At 66.0% G+C, this 23,276-nt stretch carries 23 protein-coding genes and 1 tRNA gene (1 of these 24 running past the window's edge); 17 read left to right on the top strand and 7 right to left on the bottom strand.

What is annotated here, in order from left to right; all coding sequences use genetic code 11:
* The 9 genes from hflK to FLL57_RS12850 all read left to right on the top strand — a co-directional run.
* On the top strand, positions 1-81 hold the 3' portion of the coding sequence (gene hflK, locus FLL57_RS12890; RefSeq protein WP_013501625.1) for an FtsH protease activity modulator HflK. 1,068 nt of this gene lie to the left of the window's left edge; 81 of the gene's 1,149 nt are visible here — the last part of the coding sequence; its start codon lies beyond the left edge, outside the window; it ends in the stop codon at positions 79-81.
* Positions 78-1,022 carry a protease modulator HflC gene (hflC, locus tag FLL57_RS12885; RefSeq protein ID WP_013501626.1) on the top strand — a complete coding sequence of 315 codons (945 nt, stop codon included), beginning with the start codon at positions 78-80 and terminating at the stop codon, positions 1,020-1,022. Before hflK ends, hflC begins: the two co-directional genes overlap by 4 nt.
* Positions 1,023-1,287: 265 nt before the next feature.
* Positions 1,288-1,488: a DUF2065 domain-containing protein gene (locus FLL57_RS12880; RefSeq protein ID WP_013501627.1), complete on the top strand. Its 201-nt coding sequence runs from the start codon at positions 1,288-1,290 to the stop codon at positions 1,486-1,488.
* Positions 1,489-1,897: 409 nt separating this feature from the next.
* Complete coding sequence (locus tag FLL57_RS12875; RefSeq protein WP_013501628.1) at positions 1,898-3,400, top strand: Do family serine endopeptidase; 1,503 nt, start codon at positions 1,898-1,900, stop codon at positions 3,398-3,400.
* 5 nt (positions 3,401-3,405) lie between these two features.
* The gene (locus FLL57_RS12870; RefSeq protein WP_142883089.1) at positions 3,406-4,044 is read left to right on the top strand and encodes a class I SAM-dependent methyltransferase; all 639 of its coding nucleotides are present in this window, start codon (positions 3,406-3,408) and stop codon (positions 4,042-4,044) included.
* A 369-nt stretch (positions 4,045-4,413) separates the two neighbouring features.
* Positions 4,414-5,418, top strand: coding sequence for a TRAP transporter substrate-binding protein DctP (gene dctP / locus FLL57_RS12865; RefSeq protein ID WP_234713427.1), 1,005 nt, complete (start codon positions 4,414-4,416; stop codon positions 5,416-5,418).
* Between the two features lie 116 nt (positions 5,419-5,534).
* The gene (locus tag FLL57_RS12860; RefSeq protein ID WP_013501631.1) at positions 5,535-6,077 is read left to right on the top strand and encodes a TRAP transporter small permease subunit; all 543 of its coding nucleotides are present in this window, start codon (positions 5,535-5,537) and stop codon (positions 6,075-6,077) included.
* Between the two features lie 14 nt (positions 6,078-6,091).
* Entirely contained in the window at positions 6,092-7,414 is a 1,323-nt protein-coding gene (locus FLL57_RS12855; RefSeq protein WP_047310112.1) for a TRAP transporter large permease, read from the top strand.
* A 128-nt stretch (positions 7,415-7,542) separates the two neighbouring features.
* Positions 7,543-8,736 carry a CaiB/BaiF CoA transferase family protein gene (locus tag FLL57_RS12850; protein ID WP_142883088.1) on the top strand — a complete coding sequence of 398 codons (1,194 nt, stop codon included), beginning with the start codon at positions 7,543-7,545 and terminating at the stop codon, positions 8,734-8,736.
* 12 nt (positions 8,737-8,748) lie between these two features.
* Here FLL57_RS12850 and FLL57_RS12845 read toward each other — a convergent pair whose 3' ends face one another.
* From FLL57_RS12845 to FLL57_RS12835, 3 genes are all read right to left on the bottom strand, one after another.
* Complete coding sequence (locus FLL57_RS12845; RefSeq protein ID WP_142883087.1) at positions 8,749-9,081, bottom strand: nucleotidyltransferase family protein; 333 nt, start codon at positions 9,079-9,081, stop codon at positions 8,749-8,751.
* Complete coding sequence (locus FLL57_RS12840) at positions 9,078-9,491, bottom strand: nucleotidyltransferase substrate binding protein (protein ID WP_013501635.1); 414 nt, start codon at positions 9,489-9,491, stop codon at positions 9,078-9,080. Before FLL57_RS12840 ends, FLL57_RS12845 begins: the two co-directional genes overlap by 4 nt.
* Positions 9,492-9,590: 99 nt before the next feature.
* Positions 9,591-9,664: transfer RNA gene (locus FLL57_RS12835), tRNA-Gln, on the bottom strand.
* A gap of 277 nt (positions 9,665-9,941) precedes the next feature.
* On the opposite strand from FLL57_RS12835, the gene FLL57_RS12830 reads away from it, so the two are divergent.
* Together FLL57_RS12830 and FLL57_RS12825 are read left to right on the top strand one after the other, a co-directional pair.
* Positions 9,942-10,172 (top strand): AbrB/MazE/SpoVT family DNA-binding domain-containing protein, encoded by a 231-nt coding sequence (locus tag FLL57_RS12830; protein WP_013501647.1) that lies wholly within the window; start codon positions 9,942-9,944, stop codon positions 10,170-10,172.
* Positions 10,169-10,573, top strand: a complete 405-nt coding sequence (locus FLL57_RS12825) for a PIN domain-containing protein (protein WP_142883086.1) — start codon at positions 10,169-10,171, stop codon at positions 10,571-10,573. Before FLL57_RS12830 ends, FLL57_RS12825 begins: the two co-directional genes overlap by 4 nt.
* Positions 10,574-10,618: 45 nt before the next feature.
* Here FLL57_RS12825 and FLL57_RS12820 read toward each other — a convergent pair whose 3' ends face one another.
* Positions 10,619-13,753: a multidrug efflux RND transporter permease subunit gene (locus FLL57_RS12820; RefSeq protein ID WP_142883085.1), complete on the bottom strand. Its 3,135-nt coding sequence runs from the start codon at positions 13,751-13,753 to the stop codon at positions 10,619-10,621.
* 2 nt (positions 13,754-13,755) lie between these two features.
* The gene (locus tag FLL57_RS12815) at positions 13,756-14,973 is read right to left on the bottom strand and encodes an efflux RND transporter periplasmic adaptor subunit (RefSeq protein WP_142883084.1); all 1,218 of its coding nucleotides are present in this window, start codon (positions 14,971-14,973) and stop codon (positions 13,756-13,758) included.
* 322 nt (positions 14,974-15,295) lie between these two features.
* Between FLL57_RS12815 and FLL57_RS12810 the strand changes: the two genes are divergently transcribed.
* The 6 genes from FLL57_RS12810 (at position 15,296) to FLL57_RS12785 (ending at position 21,193) form a co-directional block, all read left to right on the top strand.
* Positions 15,296-15,541 carry a hypothetical protein gene (locus FLL57_RS12810; protein WP_013501651.1) on the top strand — a complete coding sequence of 82 codons (246 nt, stop codon included), beginning with the start codon at positions 15,296-15,298 and terminating at the stop codon, positions 15,539-15,541.
* A gap of 268 nt (positions 15,542-15,809) precedes the next feature.
* Positions 15,810-18,194: a TonB-dependent receptor gene (locus FLL57_RS12805; RefSeq protein WP_041807170.1), complete on the top strand. Its 2,385-nt coding sequence runs from the start codon at positions 15,810-15,812 to the stop codon at positions 18,192-18,194.
* Positions 18,195-18,219: 25 nt separating this feature from the next.
* On the top strand, positions 18,220-18,909 hold the full coding sequence (locus FLL57_RS12800) for a Fe2+-dependent dioxygenase (protein ID WP_142883083.1): 690 nt from the start codon (positions 18,220-18,222) through the stop codon (positions 18,907-18,909).
* Positions 18,906-19,832, top strand: coding sequence for a tonB-system energizer ExbB (gene exbB / locus FLL57_RS12795; RefSeq protein ID WP_142883082.1), 927 nt, complete (start codon positions 18,906-18,908; stop codon positions 19,830-19,832). The genes FLL57_RS12800 and exbB overlap by 4 nt, the downstream gene beginning before the upstream one ends.
* Before the next feature lie 3 nt (positions 19,833-19,835).
* Positions 19,836-20,285, top strand: a complete 450-nt coding sequence (gene exbD, locus FLL57_RS12790; protein WP_011159017.1) for a TonB system transport protein ExbD — start codon at positions 19,836-19,838, stop codon at positions 20,283-20,285.
* Between the two features lie 113 nt (positions 20,286-20,398).
* Positions 20,399-21,193: an energy transducer TonB gene (locus FLL57_RS12785; protein WP_142883081.1), complete on the top strand. Its 795-nt coding sequence runs from the start codon at positions 20,399-20,401 to the stop codon at positions 21,191-21,193.
* A gap of 402 nt (positions 21,194-21,595) precedes the next feature.
* On the opposite strand, the gene FLL57_RS12780 is transcribed toward FLL57_RS12785, so the two are convergent.
* Positions 21,596-22,345, bottom strand: a complete 750-nt coding sequence (locus FLL57_RS12780; protein WP_142883080.1) for an SDR family oxidoreductase — start codon at positions 22,343-22,345, stop codon at positions 21,596-21,598.
* Between the two features lie 163 nt (positions 22,346-22,508).
* Entirely contained in the window at positions 22,509-23,243 is a 735-nt protein-coding gene (locus FLL57_RS12775) for an SDR family oxidoreductase (protein WP_142883079.1), read from the bottom strand.
* Between the last annotated feature and the right edge of the window lie 33 nt (positions 23,244-23,276).

Below are 23,276 nucleotides of genomic sequence, written 5' to 3'. Positions count from 1 at the left end.
CCGTATCTGCCGCTAAACGAACTCAGCCCGCGCCGTTCTGCAACGCCGCAGCAGCAGCCGCAGGCGGGAGGCACCCGATGAAGGCCGGCGTCGCAGGTATTGTCGCCCTGATCGTGACGCTGGTCGCGATCGTGGTGGTGTGGTCGTCGCTGTTCACCGTGCGCCAGACCGAGCAGGTGCTGCTGGTCCGACTCGGCGAGCCGGTCCGCGTCGTCACCGACCCCGGTCTGCACTTCAAGGCGCCGTTCATCGACTCGGTGATCAGCATCGACAAGCGGATCCTGGATCTGGAGAACCCGTCGCAGGAAGTCATCGCCGCCGACCAGAAGCGGCTGGTGGTCGATGCCTTCGCCCGCTACCGGATCAAGAACGCGCTGCGGTTCTATCAGTCGGTCGGTTCGGTGCCGGCGGCCAATCTGCAGCTCACCACGCTGCTCAACGCGGCGCTGCGCCGCGTGCTCGGCGAGGTCACCTTCATCCAGGTGGTGCGCGACGAGCGCGAGGTGCTGATGGGCCGGATCAGGGCTCAGCTCGACCGCGAGGCCGAGAACTACGGCATCTCGGTGGTCGACGTCCGGATTCGCCGCGCCGATCTGCCCGACCAGAACAGCCAGGCGGTGTATCAGCGGATGCAGACCGAGCGTCAGCGTGAAGCCGCCGAGTTCCGCGCCCAGGGCGGTCAGAAGGCGCAGGAGATCCGCTCCAAGGCCGATCGCGACGTCACCGTGATCATCGCCGAGGCGAACTCTCAGGCCGAAGAGATCCGGGGCTCCGGCGACGCCGAGCGCAACCGGCTGTTCGCGACCGCCTATTCGAAGGATCCCGACTTCTTCGCGTTCTATCGGTCGATGACCGCCTATGAGCAGTCGCTGAAGAGCAATGATACCCGGTTCCTGTTGCGGCCGGATTCGGACTTCTTCCGCTTCTTCGGCGGCCCGGAAGGCCGGGCGTCCGCAAACGGTGCGGCGTCGTCCGCAGCGGGCGCGCCTGCGGTGCCGGCGGCTCCCGCCCTGCCGCGCTGAGGCGAGAACATGATTGCGAACGGGCCGCCGATGCGGCCCGTTTTGCATTGAGGCCCGCCTCGGTATCGGTTGCCGCCGGCCGCGACCGAGAGGGTTTCAGCGGCGCTGAAGAAAACCCGTCAGAACGGAGAATGAGAACGTCGGTTCTCATTCTATCAGGACCGGAATTGCTCTAGAACGGGCCGATCAAACGGCGCCGGGACATGAAACCGGCCCGTGCAACGAAACTGCAGGGCCGGATGCCGGCCGGGGAGGATGCTGTCGCATGAAGTCTTTTGCGTTCGCCGACCTCCTCATCGGCGTCGGACTGCTGTTCGTGCTCGAGGGGCTGATTTTTGCGGCCAGTCCGAACTGGATGCGGCGGGCGATGAAGAGCGCGCTGGAAACGCCCGACAACATCCTGCGCGCGGTCGGCATCGGATCTGCCGTCGCCGGTCTGATTCTGATCTGGGCGGTGCGGCACTAGGGCGCTGCATCGATTGATCGAAGCGGACCTGGTTTCCCACCGGGACGTCCTCATCCCGAGAGCCAGACCACGTCCGCGCCTCCCGCGATGGGGTTCTTCCGGTTTGCCGGCACTCTGACGTGCGGTCCCGATCTTTGCAGCGGCGTGCTTGCTCAGCGCGTTGTCCGGCGCGTGGCTGATTGCAGCGCGTAAGGCTGGACCCGTGCAGTTCTTCCCGAGGCAGGCGGTGCCGGGGTGTTGTCACGACGTTTTCAACCGGGACCTCGCGTTCGGGGCCGTTTTCGCCGCAATCGGCGCAACGGATAGGGTAGCTTCGTTCACCACCGATGCTTGCGCCGGTCCCTGGATCGGGCGCAGTGTTTCACGCGACTGCGCCGCCGTTTCGCGCACGCCAGGAGAAGATTGGACCATGCCCGCTGCGATCGCCTCTAGTTCCCGGATCAGGCCCTTGCGGATCAGGCCGCTGCTCGCCGCGCTGTGCCTCGGCGTCGCTGTGTTCGCCGGCCCGGCGCCGGCCTCCGCCCGCGGCCCCGAAGGGATCGCCGACGTCGCCGAGAAGGTGATCGACGCGGTGGTCAACATCTCGACCACGCAGACCGTGGAGGCCAAGGGCTCCGGCGAGAGCAAGGGCGCGACGCCGCAATTGCCGCCGGGCTCGCCGTTCGAGGAGTTCTTCGAGGACTTCTTCAAGAACCGCCGCGGCGACAAGGGCGGCGGGCCGCGCAAGACCAACTCGCTCGGCTCCGGCTTCATCATCGATGCGGCCGGCGTCGCGGTTACCAACAATCACGTCATCGCCGATTCCGACGAGATCAACGTGATCCTCAACGACGGCACCAAGATCAGGGCGGAGCTGGTCGGGGTCGACAAGAAGACCGATCTTGCGGTGCTGAAGTTCAAGCCGCCGGCCGGCAAGACGCTGACCGCAGTGAAGTTCGGCGACAGCGACAAGCTGCGGCTCGGCGAATGGGTGGTGGCGATCGGCAACCCGTTCTCGCTCGGCGGCACGGTGACCGCCGGCATCGTCTCGGCGCGCAACCGCGACATCAATTCCGGCCCTTACGACAGCTACATTCAGACCGATGCGGCGATCAATCGCGGCAATTCCGGCGGGCCGCTGTTCAACCTCGCGGGTGAGGTCGTCGGCGTCAACACGCTGATCATCTCGCCGTCGGGCGGCTCGATCGGCATCGGCTTCGCGGTGCCGTCCAAGACCGTGGTGCCGGTGGTCGATCAGCTCCGCCAGTTCGGCGAGTTGCGCCGCGGCTGGCTCGGCGTCCGCATCCAGCAGGTCACCGACGAAATCGCCGAGAGCCTGAGCATCAAGCCGGCACGCGGCGCGCTGGTCGCCGGCATCGACGACAAGGGGCCGGCCAAGCCGGCCGGCATCGAGCCCGGCGACGTGGTGGTGAAGTTCGACGGCAAGGACATCAAGGAGCCGAAGGACCTGTCGCGCATCGTTGCCGACACCGCGGTCGGAAAGACCGTGGACGTCGTGGTGATCCGCAAGGGCAAGGAGGAAACCCGGCAGGTCACGCTCGGCCGGCTCGACGACGATGCCAAGCCGCAGCCGGCCTCGGCGAAGTCGCAGCCCGAGGCCGAGAAGCCGGTGACCCAGAAGGTGCTCGGCCTCGATCTCGCCGCGCTGTCGAAGGATCTGCGCGGCCGCTACAAGATCAAGGACAGCGTCAAGGGCGTGCTGGTGACCGGCGTCGACGACGGTTCCGACGCCGCCGAGAAGCGGCTGTCCGCCGGCGACGTTATCGTCGAGGTGGCGCAGGAATCGGTCGGCAGTGCCGCCGACATCAAGAAGCGCGTCGACCAGCTCAAGAAGGACGGCAAGAAGTCGGTGCTGCTGCTGGTCGCCAACGCCTCCGGCGAGCTGCGCTTCGTCGCCCTCAGCCTGCAATAGGCGCGATGGCCGAACCGGCCCGCACCGCGCCCGCCGTCGATTTCGTCGGCGGCGCGGTCGGCTATCGGCTTCGCTCCCAGGCCGGACGCAGCCACGCGCTGCTGAAGGCCACCGGCGTCTCGCCGACGCGGTCCCTGCATGTCATCGACGCCACCGCCGGTCTCGGCCGCGATGCCTTCCTGCTCGCCTCGATCGGCGCGACGGTGACGCTGATCGAGCGGGTGCCGGAGGTCCACGCGCTGCTCTCAGACGCGCTCCAGGCCGCGCGCGCCGAGAGTGACGAGCTCGCGGCGATCGTCGGCCGGATGACGCTGCTGCACGGCGATGCCCGCGCGCTGCTGCCGACGATGCAGGCCGACGTCATCACCATCGACCCGATGCACCCGCCGCGCACCAAGACCGCGCTGGTCAAGCAGGAGATGCGGCTGCTGCGCGACCTCGTCGGCGCCGATCCGGATGTCGGCGATCTTCTGGCCGCGGCGCTGTCGGCCGATTGCGGCCGCGTCGTGCTGAAATGGCCGCTGCGCGCCGCCGCGCCGCCAGCGCCGCGAAAACCTTCGCATCAGATCGCCGGCAAGACCGTGCGCTACGACGTGTATGTTCGCCCGCGTGTCGGCGCCGGGCTGCAGGCGCGGGGCGCCTGAGAGCGGTCAGTTTTGCTCGGTCCGCGCCGAGCGCGCATCGCTTCTTTCGACATACGCCTCGGCTCGCATCGCCGCTGCTACGTATTGTCGCGACCGGCGCCGACTTTGTGCGGCCTGGCCGATCAGCGCGGGAGCGAAAACATCGCGTTTGTCGAGGATCGGCGATCGCCGCGCGATCAGTATCCCACTACGCGAGATATTTCGGCGGCGCCGCGATCACGCCGCACCGCACAGTCGCGGCTCTCGCAAAGGCCCGGCGATTGACGGCCGAACGCGGCCCGTGATCTGATCGCAAAAAAACACAACAACAATCAGCCAAGGGAGGGACGACGCATGTCGGGATCAACTAACAAGTTGAATCGACGGGCCATGCTCAAGGGAGCGGCGGCCGCTGCCGCAGCGCCCGCATTGATCGGCACCGCACACGCTCAGCAGACCGTGACCTGGAAGGTGCAGGCGCACTGGCCGAAAGCGTCGGGCTCGTTCAACGACAGCCTCGGCGTGCTGGCGAAGGAACTCGAGGAGCGCACCGGCGGCCGTTTCAAGCTGGAGACCTACGGCGCGGGCGAAATCGCCAAGGACCGCGAGATCTACAACGTGGTTCGGCGCGGTGTCGTCCCGATGGGGACGATCTCGCCGGCCTATATCCTCGGCGAAGCCCAGGCGATGGGGCTGTTCTACGGCGTGCCGGGAACGCTGCGCGAATCCTGGGAGATGATGCATCTCACCAAGAACCTCGGCATCGAGAAGATGGTCAACGAGGAGCTGCGCCCCAAGGGCGTGATGATGATGGCCGAGAAGGCCTATCCGACCGAAGTGGTGCTGAAGAGGAAAGTGACGTCGGCGGCCGATCTCGGTTCGCTGAAAATCCGCTCGGCCGGCACGATGCTGGAATATCTGGCGGCCGCCGGTTCCTCGCCGCAGCAGATCGCCGGCCCGGAGATCTATCAGGCGATCTCGACCGGCGTCGTCGACGGCGCGCATTGGGGCGCTGCGATCGGCGCGTTGTCGATGAAGTTCTGGGAAGTGGCCAAGTTCCACATGAAGCCGGCACTCGGCTTCGCCAACGACTGCTACATCGTCAACATCGCGGCGCTCGACAAGCTGCCGCCCGATCTCAGGCTGCAGTTCGTGTCGCTGGTCGAAGAGCGCTATTTCCGCAGGTCGGTCGAGTATCTGAATCAGGAAGCGGTGGCGCTCACCACCGGCAAGACCAAGATGGATGTCGAGGTCGTGCGGTTCCCGGATGACGTGCTGAAGAAGTTCGCCGATGCGTCCAGTCAGATCCTGAAGAAGGAAGCCGCCAAGGGCGACGTCGCCCAGAAGGGCACGGAGGCGCTGACCAAGCTGATGACCGACCTCGGCTATGTCTGAGGCGATCGCGCCGTCCGGTTCGGCCGGGCGGCGCTTTCCGGCGTTTCTCCTGGACCGGATCGAACGGCGGTGACAGCGGTCACCGTATCGTCCTGCCCCAACCAACGGCGCACCGAATGCTGAACGTCGCAAGAGCCATTACGCGGCTGAACTACTGGGTTGCGATGGTCGCCGCGTGGCTGATCGCACCGATCTTCGTGTTGCTGATGGCCGACGTGATCATGCGCTACGTCGTCGGCAGCGCCGCGATCTGGACAGCCGAGCTCGCTCAGCTCGTGTTCGGCGTCTATGCGGTGATCGGCGGCGGCTATCTGCTGGCCGAGCGCGCGCACGTCAATGTCGACATCATCTACGGCAGGTTCAGCCCGGCGCAGAAGGCCAAGGTCGATCTCGCCACCTCGTTGCTGTTCTTCCTGTTCATGGCGGTGCTGATCTGGCAGGGCACCGACATGGCGTGGGAATCCGCGGCGAAGTTCGAGACCTCGTCGAGCATTTGGAATCCGCCGGTGTGGCCGGTGAAGCTGGCGATCCCGGTCGCGGGCGTGCTGCTGTTGTTGCAGGGGCTGGTGCGGATCGTTTCGGACGTCCGCACCGTGATGGGGCTTCCGAACGATCCCGACACGTTCGGCAAGCAGGCTGTCGACGGCCCCTCTCATTGATCGGACCCGCCATCGTGTCAGTGGAAGTTCTTACTCTTCTGTTCTTCGGTTCGCTGCTGGTGTTCCTGTTCATCGGCACGCCGCTGGTGTTCACGCTCGGCGGCATTTCGGTGGTCTTCCTGTATTTCACCATGGGGCCGGTCGGGTTCTATCTGGTGGCGTCGAAATTCTGGGATTCGATGACGAGCTTCACGCTCATCGCCATCCCGATGTACGTCTACATGGCGATGCTGCTGGAGAAATCCGGCGTCGCGCAAGATCTCTACCGGATGATGCACGTCTGGTTCGGCGCGGTCCGCGGCGGTCTGGCGATCGGCACCGTGGCGATCTGCGCGATCTTCGCGGCGATGAGCGGCATCAGCGGCGCCGCGGTGGTGACGATGGGGACGATCGCGCTGCCGCGCATGCTGGAGCGCGGCTACGACAAGCGGCTCGCGGTCGGTGCGATCAATGCCGGCGGCGGCTGGGGCATCCTGATCCCGCCGTCGATCCTGATGGTGCTGTACGCACTGCTGACCGAGGTGTCGGTCGGCCGGCTGTTCGCCTCGGGCATCGGCCCCGGCATCCTGCTGTTCGTACTGGTGTCGGTCTACATCTTCGTGCGCGCCTGGCTGAATCCCGCGATGGCGCCGGCGCTGCCGGTGGAGGAGCGCGGCGATTGGGGGCTGAAGCTGCGCTCGCTCGGCGCGGTGTTCCTGCCGCTGTTCATCGTGTTCCTGGTGCTCGGCGCGATCTTCGGCGGCTTCGCGACGCCGACCGAGGCCGCGGCGCTCGGCGTGTTCGGCGCGCTGATCGCCTCGGCGGTGCATCGCAAATTGTCGTTCTCGGTGCTGCACGACGCTGCGGTGCAGACCCTGCGGCTGACGGCGCTGGTGATGTGGATCCTGTTCGCCGCGCACGCGTTCTCGACCGCCTACACCACGCTCGGCGCCAACGAGCTGATGAACCACATGATGTCGCTGATCCCCGGCGGGCAATGGGGCGCGCTGGCGTTCATGCTGGCGGTGCTGCTGCTGCTCGGCATGGTGCTCGACCCGGTCGGCATCATGCTGATCACGCTGCCGGTGTTTCTGCCGGTGGTGCAGCTCTATGGCTGGGATCCGATCTGGTTCGGGGTGATCTTCATCATCATGATGGAGATCGGCTACATGACGCCGCCGTTCGGCTTCAACCTGTTCTACCTGAAGGCGGTGGCGCCGCCCGACGTCACCATGAGCGACATCTACTGGTCGGTGATCCCGTACGTGCTGGTGACGATGCTCGGCGTGCTGATCATCATCGCGATCCCCGACATCGCGCTGTACTTCCCGAACCTGTTCTTCGGCAGGCCGGGCTGACGGCGACATCCGTACGGGCGTTTCGGCGTGGGGAGAGCCTTTCGAAATTTGCATGCGCATCCGCAAGCCACGGCACATCTTGCCGTAGCCGGGATGTGTATGGTGCGTGCAATCACAACGGCTGTTCCATGACCGCACCGACCGGGCCGCTCGCCGGCATCCGCATTCTCGATCTCACCAGCGTGCTGTTCGGCCCCTATGCGGCGCAGATCCTCGGCGACTGGGGCGCCGACGTCGTCAAGATCGAACCCCTCGACGGCGACATGTGGCGCTACACCGGGCTGTTCCGGAACCGCGGCATGAGCGGCCAGTTCATGGCGGTGAACCGCAACAAGCGCAGCCTGGCGCTGGACCTGAAGCATCCCGACGGCAAGGCGGTGCTGCAGCGACTGATCCCGACCGCCGACGTGCTGCTCACCAACGTCCGCCCCGCCGCGATGGCGCGGCTCGGCTTCGGCTACGACGCGTGCGCGGCGCTCAATTCGCGGCTGATCTATGCGGCGGCGACCGGGTTCGGCCAGGACGGCCCGTGGGCGGCGCGGCCGGCATTCGACGAGATCATCCAGGCCGCCTCCGGCCTCGCGTCCTCGATCGGCTCGGACGACGAGCCGCAATTCGTGCCCAGCCTGATCGGCGACAAGATCTGCGGCCAGGCGCTCGCCGGCGCGGTGTCGGCGGCGCTGTTCAGCCGCGAGCGCACCGGCAAGGGCCAACTCGTCGAAGTGCCGATGCTGGAGACCATCGCCGGCTTCAACAGCATCGAGATGCTCGGCGGCTACACGTTCGATCCGCCGATCGGCCCCGCCGGCTACAAGCGGATGAAGGAGCGCAAGCCGGTCCGCACCAAGGACGGCTGGATGACGATGTTGCCGTATTCCGGCGACAACTGGTGCGCGTTCTTCGCGGCGGTCGGCCGCCCCGAACTGATCGAGGAGCTGCAGGTGCGCGACCCGGTGGCGCGCGCCGAGAACATCGACCGGATCTATGCTGCGATGGCCGAGATCGCGCCGAGCCGCACCACCGCGGAATGGGAGGAATTGCTGCTGCGCCTCGACGTGCCGCACACGGCGTTCGCCAAGATCAGCGAGATCGGCGAACAGGAGCATCTCAAAGCGGTCGGCCTGTTCGAAGCGATCGACCATCCGAGCGAAGGCAGCATCCGCCAGGCCCGCCCGGCGACGCGTTTTTCCGAAGCGCCGCCGAACCTGCACCGCCCGACCCCGCGCCTCGGCGAACATTCCCGCGAAGTGCTGCTGGAGGCCGGCTACAGCACCGCGGAGATCGACGCGCTGGTCGAGGCGAAGGCGGTGGGAGAGGGGTGAGGCGGCGCAAGCTCAGGGAGCGGCCGCGCAGCCATCCTGCACCCGCACCGCGTCGCGCCGGATCACCTCGCGAAATCGCGCATCGGTCCGCGCCCATTCGACGACATCCACCTTGAATGGAAGGTCGGACTCCTCGAACGCTTCCTTCAGCTCCGCCATCTTGTGGAGTCCGAGCGGGTCGTCGCCGAGCACCGCGAGATCGAGATCGGAATGCGGTTTGGCGTTTCCGCGGGCTCGCGACCCGAACACGACGACGTCCCGGTCCGGGATCTGTGTTGCTAGGATGTCGTGAACCATCGCCCGGTGTTCGGGACGCAGATCGAGCTTCGGCATCGGCGGCGTCATGTCAGCCGCTCGGCGAGACGGTCGTAAAGCACGCAGGCTTCCTCGATGAAGCGCGGAATGCCGCCGACCACTTCCAGCGCCACGTCCTCGTTGTAGGTATGGCTGGTCTTGCCGCGCATCTCGCGAAAGCCGCGCCAGTCGGCCCACTCTCCGAGCAATAGACCCTGTTCACTCGCGGTACGGATCAACTCCTGAAAGCTCATGCCGTCGATCAGCGCAGGATTCGGCGCAGCGAATTCCAGATAGCGCTTCAGCATCTTGTGCGCGATCTCATAGGTGAACTCGAAGCGCTGCACCAAGCCGTCGCGAATTTGAGTATCGGAGATGTCCGCCTGATAACGTGCCACTCCCTCGATCAGGCGATCGAGCGCGCGCTTGAGCAGCGAAATGTCTGGTTTGGTATCGGTCATCAACGCTCACCCGGCTGGTGCTTCTGCGCGGCGCGGCTTGTCAGCGACTGGTGAACGATACGTCGAAACGTTGGATTCTCAATCGGCTAAGGCCGAAATTGGCTGGGGAACCTGGATTCGAACCAAGACAAACAGAGTCAGAGTCTGTTGTGCTACCGTTACACCATTCCCCACCGAGAATGCGCTGACGGATCAGGCATTAGAGTGCAGCACAGGGCGCACTCGACACGGCGCCGGGCGCGGCGGGGGTGGTTCGCGACGCGCCTCGGGTGTGCGGGTCTTCTAGCTGCGTCGGCTCCGCGCTGCAAGAGGGTTGCTCGCGACAGATGGGGAGATTGGCCCCGAACTCGCGGCGGCGCCGATCGGCTGAACGTAGGAAATGCACGCTCCGGTTGAAGTTTTTGGTATCCTGCATATGATATACATTCGGACAGGAGCATGGAGGGTGCGATGAAGGTCTCCAGATGGGGCAATAGCCTCGCCGTCAGGCTGCCCACTGCGCTGGTGGACAAACTCGATCTGCAAGAGGGCGACGAGCTGAACGTGGTCGACGTCGTCGAACGGACGCTGGTGGTCGAGAAGGAAGACAGGAGGAAAGCCGCGCTGGAGCGCATGGCCGAGCGCAAGTGGAAGTTGCCCGAGGGCTATCGCTTCGATCGTGACGAGGCCAATGAGCGGTGACGGCTTTCTTCGATACTAACATTCTAGTCTATGCTCAGGAAACGGGCGCGAAAGCGGACCGTGCACGGGCCGTCTTGGGCGGCGGTGGCAGGCTCAGCGTTCAAGTCTTGAACGAGTTCACCGTCGTGGTGCAGCGCAAGCTCGGCCGGGGGTGGAGGGAGATCGCCGAGGCTATCGACGACGCTCTGGCTGTGTCAGGGCCGCCACTGCCTCTGACGCACGATCTGCACGTTGCCGCTCGCGTGCTCGCTGAGACGTGCAAGCTGTCCTTCTACGACGCGCTGATCGTCGCGGCCGCCAAAGAGGCCGGGTGCGATGTGCTGTACAGCGAAGACCTGCAGCACGGCCGTAGCTTCGGCACGCTGCGTGTTGAAAATCCATTCCTTGCGGGCACGACGTAAGCGCCTGCGGGAGCGGGCATCAGCCTCGCTGCCTCGCGCGCCACTTCACTCCGCCGCCTGTTTGACCCCGCCGTCTTCGTCCTCGTCGACCGGGATGTGGGTGCGGCCCCAATTGGTCAGGGCGTTGGAGAGGCGGTCGAGATACAGGTACACCACCGGGGTGGTGAACAGCGTCAGCGCCTGGCTGACCAAAAGGCCGCCGACCATGGCGTAGCCGAGCGGCTGGCGGATCTCCGAGCCGGTGCCGGTGCCGAGCATCAGCGGCACACCGCCGAGCATCGCCGCCATCGTGGTCATCATGATCGGACGGAAGCGGAGCAGCGCCGCCTTGCGGATCGCCTGCTCGGGATCGAGATGCTCGTCGCGCTCGGCGGTGATGGCGAAGTCGACCATCATGATGCCGTTCTTCTTGACGATGCCGATCAACAGGATGATGCCGATCAGCGCGATCAGGCTGAAGTCGAAGCCGAACAGCATCAGCATCGCCAGCGCGCCGACGCCCGCCGAGGGCAGGGTCGACAGAATCGTCAGCGGGTGGATGTAGCTCTCGTACAGGATGCCGAGGATCAGATAGACCACCACCAGCGCCGCGATGATCAACAGCGGAACGGTCGACAGCGACTGCTGGAACGCCTGCGCGGTGCCCTGGAAGCTGCCGATCAGCGTCGGCGGCGCGCCGATCTCGGCCATCGCCGCCTGCACCGCCGCGGTGGCCTCGCCGAGCGCCACGCCTTGCGCCAGGTTGAAGCTGATCGTGGTGGCGGGGAACTGGCCCTGATGGCTGATCGACAGCGGCCGCACCGGCACCGTGGTCCATTTCGCAAAGGTCGATAGCGGCACCTGATCGCCGGTGGTCGGCGATTTGACGTAGATCTGGTTCAGCGTATCGAGCCGGCCCTGCAGCTCCGGCAGCACCTCGAGGATGATCCGGTAGGTGTTCACCTGGGTGAAGTACTGCGTCACCTGGCGCTGGCCGAACGCGTCGTACAGCGTGTCGTCGATCAGTTGCGGCTTGATGCCGAACCGGGCGGCGGTGTCGCGGTCGATCGTCAGCGTCAGCGTGGTGCCATCGGTCTGCTGGTCGGTGGCGACGTCGCGGAGCTGCGGCAGGCCCTGCATCTTGGCCAGCACCTTCGGCGCCCACTCGTTGAGCTCGGCGAGATTGGCGTCCTGCAGGGTGTATTCGAACTGGGTGCGGGTCGGCCGGCCGCCGAGGCGGACGTCCTGCGCGGCCTGCATGAACAGCCGGGCACCCTCGACCTTCTCCAGCTTCGGCCGCAGCCGCGCGATGATCTCCTGGGCGCTCGCCGCGCGCTCGTCGCGCGGCTTCAGCGTAATGTACATCCGCCCGGTGTTGAGCGCGCTGCCGCTGCCGCCGATGAACATCGCGATGCTGAACACGTCGGGATCGGCCATCACGATCTCGCCGAGTTCTTCCTGGCGCTGCTTCATCGCGCTGAACGAGATGTCCTGGGCGGCCTCCGAGGCGGCGGTGATCAGACCGACGTCCTGCTGCGGGAAGAACCCTTTCGGGATCGCGACGAACAGATACACCGAGAGCCCGACGGTCGCGAAGAACACCATCAGCGTCGTCAGCCGCCAGCGCAGCACCAGATCGAGCCCGCGCTCGTAGGCGCGCAGCATCGCCTCGAAGCCGCCCTCGATCCAGCGATACAGCCGGCCGTGCTGGACGTCGGTCGCCGGCCGCAGGAAACGCGACGCCAGCATCGGCGTCAGCGTCAGCGACACCAGCATCGACACCCCGATCGCCATCGCCAGCGTCACCGCGAATTCGCGGAACAGCCGGCCGATGATGCCGCCCATGAACAGCAGCGGGATCAGCACCGCCACCAGCGAGATGCTGATCGAAACGATCGTGAAGCCGATCTCGCGGGCGCCTTTCAGCGCCGCGGCGAACGGCTTCTCGCCCTCTTCGACGTGACGGGCGATGTTCTCCAGCATCACGATGGCGTCGTCGACCACGAAGCCGACCGAAATCGTCAGCGCCATCAGCGACAGGTTGTCGAGCGTGTAGCCGGCCGCCCACATCAGCGCGCAGGCGCCGAGCAGCGCCAGCGGCACCGTGACGCTCGGAATGATGGTGGCCCAGAAGCTGCGCAGGAACAGGAAGATCACCATCACCACCAGAGCGATGGTGAGCATCAGGGTGAATTGCACGTCCTCCACCGCGGCGCGGATCGTTGTGGTGCGGTCGCTCATCACCTCGACCTTGATCGCCGGCGGAATGCCCGCGACCAGCCGCGGCAGCTCCGCCTTGATGTGATCGACGGTGTCGATGACGTTGGCGCCGGGCTGCTTGAACACCACCAGGAACACGCCGCGCTTGCCGTTGGCCCAGGCGGCGGTCTTGGCGTCCTCCGGCCCGGTCACCGCGCGGCCGATGTCGCGGATCCGCAGCGGGCCGCCGTTGCGATAGGCGAGGATGACGTCGTTCCAGTCCTTGGACTCGGTGAGCTGGTCGTTGGCGTAGATGGTGTAGCTCTTGGTCGGCGCGTCGAGCGTGCCCTTCGGGCTGTCGACGGTGGTGATCGCGATCTGGCTGCGGACCTCCTCCAGCGACAGCCCCTTGGCCATCAGCTTGGCGGGGTCGACCTGGATGCGGATCGCCGGCTTCTGCTGACCGCCGATGAACACCTGGGCGACGCCGGTGATCTGGCTGATCTGCTGGGCGATCTTGGCGTCGGCATTGTCGCTGACGGTGGTCAGCGGCAGGGTGTCGGAGGTCGCCGACAGGATCAGGATCGGCGCGTCGGCCGGGTTGACCTTGCGATAGGTCGGCGGGTTCGGCAGGTTCTTCGGCAGTTGGCCGCCGGCGGCGTTGATCGCTGCCTGGACGTCGTTGGCGGCGGCGTCGATGTTGCGGTTGAGGTCGAACTGGATGGTGACCGCGGTCGAGCCCAGCGAGCTTGTCGAGGTCATCTGCGACACGCCGGGGATCTGCGCGAGCTGGCGCTCCAGCGGGGTCGCCACCGAGGAGGCCATCGTCTCCGGGCTGGCGCCGGGCAGGCTGGCGGAAATCTGGATGGTCGGGAAGTCGACCTGCGGCAGCGGTGCCACCGGCAGCGCCGGATAGGCGATCAGACCGAGGAACAGGATCCCCGCCATCAGCAGCGAGGTCGCGATCGGGTAGCGGATGAACGGCGTCGAGATCCCGTTCATGGCTATTTCCCGGCGGCCACGGCGGACGGGACGGTCTCGTTGTCGGCGACCTTGAACGCCAGCGGCGTACCGGGTTTGACCTTGTACTGGCCGCCGACCACGACGCGGTCACCGGGTTCGAGGCCGCGCTCGATCACCGTGCTGTGGTCGTTGGCGGCGCCGACCACGATCTTGCGCAGCTCGGCTTTGTTGTCGGCGTCGACCGCATAGGCGTACAGCCCTTCGCTGCCGTGCTGGACCGCATCGTTCGGGACCACCACGACGTCCTTCAAGGTCTTCACCAGCAGCCGGGTCTGCACCGACAGGCCGGGCCACAGCGCGTGGTTCTTGTTGGCGAACACCGCCTTCAGCCGCACCGTGCCGCTGTTGCTGTCGACCTGATTGTTGACCACCGCCAGCGTGCCGTCTTCGGCGAAAGTGGTCTTGCCGTCGGTGGAGAGTGCGATCACCTGCAACGGATGCGCGGCGAGTGCACGGTTGATGTCGAACACCCGCTCTTCGGGCGCGGTGAAGATCACCGCGATCGGCTCGATCTGCGCGATGGTGACGATGCCGGTCTGGCTGGCGGCGTTGACGATGTTGCCCTTGTCGACCTGGCGCAGCCCGGTGACGCCGGAGATCGGCGCCTTGATCGTGGCGTAATCGAGCTGGGTCTGGGCATTGGCGATCGCCGCTTCGTCGGCCTCGATCTGCGCGGTGAGCTGCTGCACGGTCGAGCGCTGGGTGTCGGTCTGCTGTTTGGTGGCGAACTCGCCGAGCCGAACCGAGCGGCTGAGATCGAGCTTGGCATTGGCCAGATTGGCCTCGTCCTGAGCCTTCTTGGCCTTGGCCTGATCCAGCGTCGCCTGGAACGGCCGCGGGTCGATCTGCGCGAGCAGATCGCCGGCCTGAACCATCTGGCCTTCCTTGAAGGCGATCTGGTCGAGCTGTCCGTCGACCCGCGAGCGCACCACCACGGTGTTGAAGCCCTGCACGGTGCCGAGCCCGCTGAGATACACCGGAAAGTCGGTCTTCTGCGCCGTCGCCACCGTGACGGGAACCGACGCGCTGCGAGCCCCGCCCGCCTTCGGGGCCGGTCGACCGGATTGCGCGTGCGAAGCCTCGCCCGGTCCGGCGGAGCGCTCGCCCTGGATGCGCTGCCATCCCCAATACGAAGCTCCCGCTGCGAGCAGCAGGCAGCCGACGACGACAGCCCTGCGAAAGGCGCCGGGTTTGTTCATGCCCGATCCGATCATTGGCCGGCGGATACGGTGTCTGTCGACCGCTTCAGCCCGCGCGGCAGTGGTTTCCGTTCGCTGGCAACTATACCGGCAAACGCCGCCAGCACATCACAAACCGTATGACATTGCTAAACTTTCATGGGCCGAGCGGGGCGTGGCGCGAGCCCAGCCGGCTCGCTGGCTGGTACCCGGCTGCGGGGTCGGTCGGACGCTGCCGCTGTCCCTTCTTAAAATGGTTCCAATTGTCAGTGGCGAGAGGCTCGGCCATATCACCGCGCCGAGGCGGCGGAGCGATGGTGCGGCCGGGCGCGGAGAGTGCAGCATGGAAGAGCTCAACGGCCGGATGATCGCCTGCCAGATCCTGATCACCGGATTGATTGCGCGCGTCGCCAACCAGCAGCGCGATCCGCTGCAATTCCTCAGTGAGTTTCGCGACGAGATCCGGGCGGTGGTTCGCGGCATCCGGATCGACGGGATGCTCGACACCGAGCAGGTCCGACTCACCGCGCAGCAGACCGTCGACGAGATGTTCTCGCTGATGAAGCCGCCGAGCCCCGACGAGGCGTGAGGCTGTCCGCGCGACCACGGTTTCGTCGATCCAGTTTAGAACCGTTTCAGATTGCCGCGCGCTTGATCAGATGCGTCTCCAATGAGCGCGCCACTGCACGGTTGTGCGCCGTGAAATCAAGTCAGTTCGGAGTGAGTCTTAGAACCGTTTTGATCTTGAACGATTCCAGCGCGCGGTAATTGCTCGTGCGTTGACCCTGTACCCCGCGGCCGATAGCTCTCCAAGACTTGCTTGTAATTAGCAACAGCACTCCTTGGGGCGGATTGACATGAACGGGGCGAAGGCACCGCGATCGTTGCGTGCGGAAGCAGCGATGCGCACAGGCGTTCAGGATTGGGACGGCGCACATGGCCGCAAGGTTTCGGCGGTGGCCGGGATGATCGCGGTGGCGTCGATCGGCGGCGCCGAGGCGCAGCAGTCGAGCCTGCCGGCGGTAACGGTCGATGCCCCGGTGGCGCGACCGAAGCCGGCGACGGCGCGGCCGACGCCCGACCAGATCCGCGCCCGCACCGCGCTGCGCCGTGCCGCGCGGCGGACCCAGCCGACCCAGGTGCAGCCGGTGCCGTTTCCGAACGCCGGCGCTCTGTCGGCGGACCGAAACCCCTATGCGGACGCCGCCGCGCCCTACAAGGTCGACCGGCTGTCGGGCACCAGGTTCACCGAGCCGGTGCTCAACACCCCGCGCACCGTGACGGTGCTGACCAAGGAGCTGCTCGAGGACAAGAACGCGACCTCGCTGAGGGAAATCGGCCGCTCCACCGCCGGCGTCACGCTCGGCACCGGGGAGGGCGGCAACGCTTTCGGCGACCGCTTCTTCATTCGCGGCTTCGACGCCCGCAACGACGTGTTCATCGACGGCATCCGCGATCCGGCGATCTCGATCCGCGAGAATTTCTTCACCGAGCAGGTCGAGATCCTGCGCGGTCCGGCCTCGACCATGGCGGGCCGCGGCACCGCCGGCGGCGCCATCAACATCGTCACCAAACAGGCGACCACCGAAGGCAACTTCACCAAGGCCGAGACCACGTTCGGCTCCGACGCCACCAAGCGCGTCACGGTCGACGTCAACCAGGTGCTGAGCCCGACCCTGGCGGTGCGTGTCGACGGCCTTTATCAGGACGCCAAGGTCGCCGGCCGCAACTTCGTCACCGACGACCGCTGGGGCACGCTCGCCGCGGTGAAATGGACGCCGACCGACGCCATCAAGATCACCGCCAACTACGTCCACACCGATCTCGACGGCCTGCCGGATTTCGGCGTGCCGTACAACACCGCGCTGCGGCGGCCCTCGACCGACGTCAACGTGCCGCGCGAAACCTATTACGGCTTCGTCAATCGCGACTTCCAGAAGGCCAGGCAGGATTTCGGCACGGTGACCGGCGAGTTCGCGATCACGCCGGACCTGACGCTGACCAACCGTTCCCGCGCCGCGCATTCGGTGCTCGACTATATCGGGACGCTGCCGAGCAACCCGACCGCCACCACGGTCTCGCTGGCGTCGCAGAGCCGCTATCAGACCACCGACGTGCTCGCCAACCAGACCGACCTGACCTACAAGTTCGACACCGGCGGGGTGAAGCACACCATGGTCGGCGGCGCCGAGATCTCGCGCGAAAGCGTGATGCGCGACACCTATGCGGGTCTGACTTCGGAACTCGCGGGCTTCCAGACCGGCGGCCGTGTGATCGTGCCGCTGCTCAATCCGCCGAATACGCTCGAATTCGCCAGCTCGCCGCGGCGCGCCTACAATCCGACCTTCATCAACGTCGATACCAAATCGGCCTACGTCATCGAAACCGCCAACTGGAACGACGTCGTCATCCTCAATGGCGGCGTGCGTTACGACGACTACAACATCACCGGCCACACCGCGACGACCTCGACCGGCGTGCAGTCGGGGATGTGGAACTACAATCTCGGCGCGGTTGTGAAGCCGCTGCCTTACGCCAGCCTGTACGCCGCCTATGCGACCTCGACCAACCCGGTCGGCGCCGAACTCGACGCTTCGGGCACCGCCTATGGCGGCCTCGTCGTCAACAACACCACTTTCCAGGCGTTGCCGCCGGAAATGAACAAGGCGGCGGAAGTCGGCACCAAATGGGAGCTGTTCGACCGCCGGCTGCTCTTGACCGCGTCGCTGTTCGAGACCCAGAAGTCGAACGCCCGCGAGACCGTCGGCAGCAACATCCTGTCGAGCGGCGTGTATCGCGTCCGCGGCATCGACCTCGAAGCCGCCGGCAAGATCACCGACCGCTGGAGCGTGTTCGGCGGCCTGGTGCTGATGGAATCCAAGGTGTTGCAGTCGATCGATCCGAATTCGGTCGGCGCGCAGCTCGCCAACATCGCGCATCAGTCGTTCAACCTGCTGACCAAGTACAAGTTCGACGACCATTGGGAAGTCGGCGGCCAGGCGGTGTACGCCTCCAAGATCTACGGCGGCACCTTCGCGGCGATCAACGGCAACGTGCTGCCCGAGCATTGGCGGTTCGACAGCTTCGTCGAGTTCAAGGTCGACAAGCACATGACCGCCAAGCTGTCGGTCAACAACATCTTCAACACGACCTATTACGACGCGTTCTATCGTTCGAACTCGCCGTTCGTGTTCATCGCGCCCGGCCGTTCGGTCTGGCTGACGCTGCGCGGCGCGCTGTAAGCGCGTCGCGGGAATTGGAGCGGTCATGCTGGTCTGCATACCCGAGGTGTTGCCGAAGTCGGAGGTGGCGGAGTTCCGCCGCCTGATGGACGCAGCCGAGTGGGAGGACGGCCGCTCCACCGCCGGCGCGCAGTCGGCGATGGTCAAGCGTAACGAGCAATTGCCGCCGGACGGCGAACTGGCGCGCGCGCTCGGACGGCGGATCGTGTCGGCGCTCACCGCCAATCCCAAATTCGTGTCCGCCGCGGTGCCGCTGCAGATCTTCCCGCCGCTGTTCAATCGCTATGCAGCATCGAGCGGGCACCATTTCGGCATCCACGTCGACAACGCGGTGCGCGGCGATCATCTCACCGGGCTGCGCATTCGTACCGATCTGTCGATCACCTTGTTCCTGGCCGAGCCCGACGAATACGACGGCGGCGAACTGGTGATCGAAGACACTTACGGCTCGCACGAGGTCAAGCTGCCTGCGGGCGATGCCGTGTTGTACCCGTCCACCAGCCTGCACATGGTGACTCCGGTCACCCGCGGTGCGCGGGTGGCGTCTTTCTTCTGGCTGCAGAGCATGATACGTGACGCACAGGCGCGCAGCATGATCTACGATCTCGACAACGCCATTCAGGCCCTTGTCGAGCGGCTGGGACGCGATGACCCTGAAACGGTCAAATTGACCGGTATCTATCACAACCTCATCCGCTACTGGGCCGAAGTATGAAGATGTTGAACTTCCGATCGATTGGCGCTGCCGTACTCGCATTGTCGCTGCTCGCGACGCCGGCACCCTTGCTTGCGCAGCAGGTGCCTGCCGCACCCCCGCCGAGCGCCGCAGAGCCTTCGCCGCCGGCCACAGCCGCCGTTCCCGCGCCGGCCGTCAGCACGGCCGAGCCGTCTGCGACCCAGGCGCTGCCCGAAGCGGGCCACGCTCAGGGCGGTGTCATGCCCGGCATGTCCGAACTGTCGCCGTGGACGATGTTCCTGAACGCCGACATCGTCGTGAAGATCGTCATGATCGGTCTGGCGATCTCCTCGGTGATCACCTGGACGATCTTCATCGCCAAGAAGATCGAACTCGGCCGCGCCCGGATCCGGCTGCGCCGCTCGCTGAAGCAGATCGGAGAGTCGCGTTCGCTCGCCGAGGCGCAGATGGCGCTCGGCGACAAGCACAGCGTGTTGTCGATGCTGCTCGCCGCGGCGCTGCGCGAGGCGAAGCTGTCGGCCGGACTGTCGAGCGACGAAGGTATCAAGGAACGCGCGGCCTCGTCGTTCAGCGAATACGTTCGCGCCGAGGGACGTCACATGCGCCGCGGCATGGGCTTCCTCGCCACCATCGGCGCCACCGCGCCGTTCATCGGCCTGTTCGGCACGGTGTGGGGCATCATGAACAGCTTCATCGGCATTTCGAAGTCGCAAACAACCAACCTCGCGGTGGTCGCGCCCGGCATCGCCGAAGCGCTGCTCGCCACTGCGATCGGCCTCGTCGCCGCGATCCCGGCGGTGATCATCTACAATCACTTCTCGCGCGAGATCAAAGTCTACCTCGAACTGGTCGCGCGTGCCTCCGGCGCCGCCGGCCGGCTGCTGTCGCGCGATCTCGACCGCAGCCACGGCAGCGCGCATCGCGCCCGCGCGGCGGAGTGAGCGATGGCTGTCTCGCTCGGTAATTCCGACGATCTCGACGACGATTTCGACGAGACCCACGAGATCAACGTCACGCCGTTCATCGACGTGATGCTGGTGCTGCTGATCATCTTCATGGTGGCGGCGCCGCTGTCGACGGTCGACCTGCCGGTCAGCCTGCCGACCTCCAGCGCCACGCCGCAGAAGCGGCCGGACAAGCCGACCTATGTCAGCATCAAGTCCGATCTGGCGGTGGCGATCGGCGAGAACCAGGTCAAGCGCGTCGATCTGGTCAAGACGCTGGATACGATGCCGGACATGACCAAGGACCGCTTCATCTTCCTGCGCGCCGATCGCGCGGTGCCTTACGGCGAGCTGATGGAGGTGCTGGAGATGCTGCGGTCCGGCGGCTACGCCAAGATCAAGCTGGTGGCGCTGGAAGCGGTGCCGGGCGCCAAACCGGACGGCAATTAGCCGAGCTTCGCGGTGGGACGAGGCTAAGCCTTGGAAGCCCTGGAGGCTTTCGCGGGCCGGATGGCTCCGGACCTCTCGCAAACACAGTTGCAATTTGTTAGAAACGCAATCGCATGTCCGACCTTGATTTCGATCGCGGTGCTTCTTACCGGCTCTGGCTGATGGCGGGGGTCGGCGCGGTGGCGCTGCACGTCGGCGGAGCCGCGCTGGCTCTGGTCAGCGCGCCCGAGGATTTCGACGACGACGCGCTCGGCGCCCCGGCGATCGAGGTCGGCGTCGAGATGATGTCGCCGAAGATCGAAGCCTCCGATCTGCCGCCGGGTCCGGACACCGAGGCGTCGATGGCTTCGCCGGCGCTCAACGAGCAGAAGGCCGAGGTGCACGAGAGCGACCTACCGAAGGACACGCCGCAGGAGACCGAAGAGCCGGACCGCGTCGTCACCACCGAGACGCCGAAGAAGGTCGACGAGGAGCAGAAGGAAAAGGCCAAGCAACAGCAGCAGGCTTCGACCGAGTCGGTCGCCGCCGAAGCCACCGCGATGCCGAGCAACGAGGCCGCCAAGGAAGGCCCGCGTTCGGTGGCGCCGGCGCAGGGCGTCGGCAAGGCGGCCGCCCGAATCCGCGCCACCTGGCAGAAGGAGCTGGTGGCCTATCTCGACAAGCACAAGCGCTACCCGAAGGACGCCGCGCAGAAGAACGTGCGGATCGTGGTCGGCTTCGAACTCGACCGGCTCGGCCACGTGCTGTCGATGAAGATCGTCGAAGGCTCCGGCGATCCGGCGTTCGATCAAGCCGCGCTCGACATGATCAAGCGCTCCGACCCGGTCCCGGCCCCGCCGCCGCTGATCGCCGACGAAGGCCTGACCTTCAGCCTGCCGGTGATCTTCCGGACCAAGGGGAAGGGGTAGGGAGGCTGTCGACGGGCTGAGCCCTCTCGGCCAATCCGCGCCTGCCTGACAGCGTGACGCTTCGAGCCTGTTGTGACTTCCACATCATCCCTGCGCGGTCATTCCGGGGCGCGAGCGAAAGCTCGCGAACCCGGAATCCGACGCGGGCAATGACCAGCGACCGTTATCAACAACGACCGTCATCGCCCGCGCAGGCGGGCGAACCAGTATTGCAGAGCCTTGGTGGTTATGATCGACGCCCTGGGATACTGGATCCCCGCCTGCGCGGGGATGACGTGGGGAGAAGTTTTCGCCCACGAAGCAGGGCTTTCGCGCGGCACGCAGAACATCGCTGGATTCCGGGTTCGCGCTGCGCGCGCCCCGGAATGACGGCGTGGGGCGGGGGCGCGCCCATGGGGCCCATCAATACGTCGCGCGGCCGCCCGAAATGTCGAACACCGCGCCGGTCGAGAACGCGCAGTCCTCCGATGCCAGCCACGCCACCAGCGCGGCGACTTCTTCGACCAGCACGAAGCGGCCCTTCGGAATCTTCGACAGCATGAAGTCGATGTGCTGCTGCGTCATCTGGTCGAAGATCGCGGTGCGGGCGGCGGCCGGCGTCACCGCGTTGACGGCGATGTCGTAGGACGCCAGCTCCTTGCCGAGCGATTTGGTCAGCGCGATCACGCCGGCCTTGGAGGCCGAGTAGTGCGCGGCGTTGGGGTTGCCTTCCTTGCCGGCGATCGAGGCGATGTTGACGATGCGGCCGTATTTGTGCGCGATCATCAAGGGCACCACCGACTTGCAGCACAGGAACGGCCCGTCGAGATTGAGCCTCAGCACCCGCTGCCACTCGGCGTAGTCGGTCTCCCACACCGTCTTGTTGACGCCGGCGATCCCGGCATTATTGACCAGGATGTCGATCTTGCCGAATGCGGCGAGCGTTGCATCACGGGCGCGATCGACCGCGGCCAGATCGGTGACGTCGACCGCCACCGCGATCGTCACATCGTCGCCGATCTCCTTGGCGGTGCGCTCAGCCAGCGCGACGTCGTGGTCCCACAGCGCCACCTTGGCGCCGGACGCGACGAACCGCTCGGCGATTGCCCGCCCGATGCCCTGCGCCCCGCCGGTGACTACGGCACAGCGATGGTTGAGGTCGATGCTGTTCATGGCAGTATCATCCTTGCTACTCGATCCGGCTCCTCATGGTGAGGAGGCGCGAAGCGCCGTCTCGAACCATGAGGTGGCACGGCCTTGCCTCCCTTGGCTCATCCTTCGAGACGGCTGCTGCGCAGCCTCCTCAGGATCAGGCCGCGTAGTCGGCGTGGCGTATTCACAACGTCCAACCGCCATCGATGATGTGGGCGACGCCGGTGGTGAAGGCGCTCTCATCCGAGGCGAGGTACACCGCCAGCGCGGCGATCTCTTCGGCGTTGCCGAGGCGGCCCATCGGTTGGCGCGACACGAACATCTCGCGGCCCTGCGGCCCGAGCGCGGCGGCGCGGCCGAGCATCGACGGGGTTTCGATCGTGCCCGGGCAGATCGCGTTGCAGCGGATGCCGCGGGTGATGAAATCCGCCGCGACCGCGCGGGTCAGCGCAGCGACGGCCGCCTTGGTGGCACCATAGACGTAGCGGTTCGGCGCCGCCTTGAACACGCCGGCAGCCGACGAGATGTTGACGATCGAGCCGCGGCCGGCCTCCAGCATCGCCGGGAGGAAGCTGCGGATGGTGCGGTGCATCGACTTGACGTTGAGGTCGAACGAGAACTCCCAATCCGTATCCGAGCATTCGAGCACCGTGCCGTGATGCACGAAGCCGGCAGCGTTGAGCAGGATGTCCACGGTGCCGACCTCCCGGGCGATCGCCTCGACCGCGGCGGTGTCGCGGACGTCGAGCTTGGCGGTGCGCGCAATACCGTGCTCGGTGAGCGGCGCCAGCCCGGCGTCATCGATATCGGTCGCGAACACCTCGGCGCCTTCGCGTGCAAACGCGATCGCCGATGCTCGCCCGATCCCCGCCGCCGCCGCGGTGACGAACGCGCGTTTGCCTTTCAGGCGGTCGGTCATGTTTTCCCCTCGTTAGTTCGCGTAGCTCTCTTG

The organism is Rhodopseudomonas palustris, assembly GCF_007005445.1.
Classification (GTDB): domain Bacteria; phylum Pseudomonadota; class Alphaproteobacteria; order Rhizobiales; family Xanthobacteraceae; genus Rhodopseudomonas; species Rhodopseudomonas palustris_G.
The sequence above is the reverse complement of the archived record's forward strand: the minus strand, read 5'-3'. Positions and strand labels throughout refer to the sequence as shown.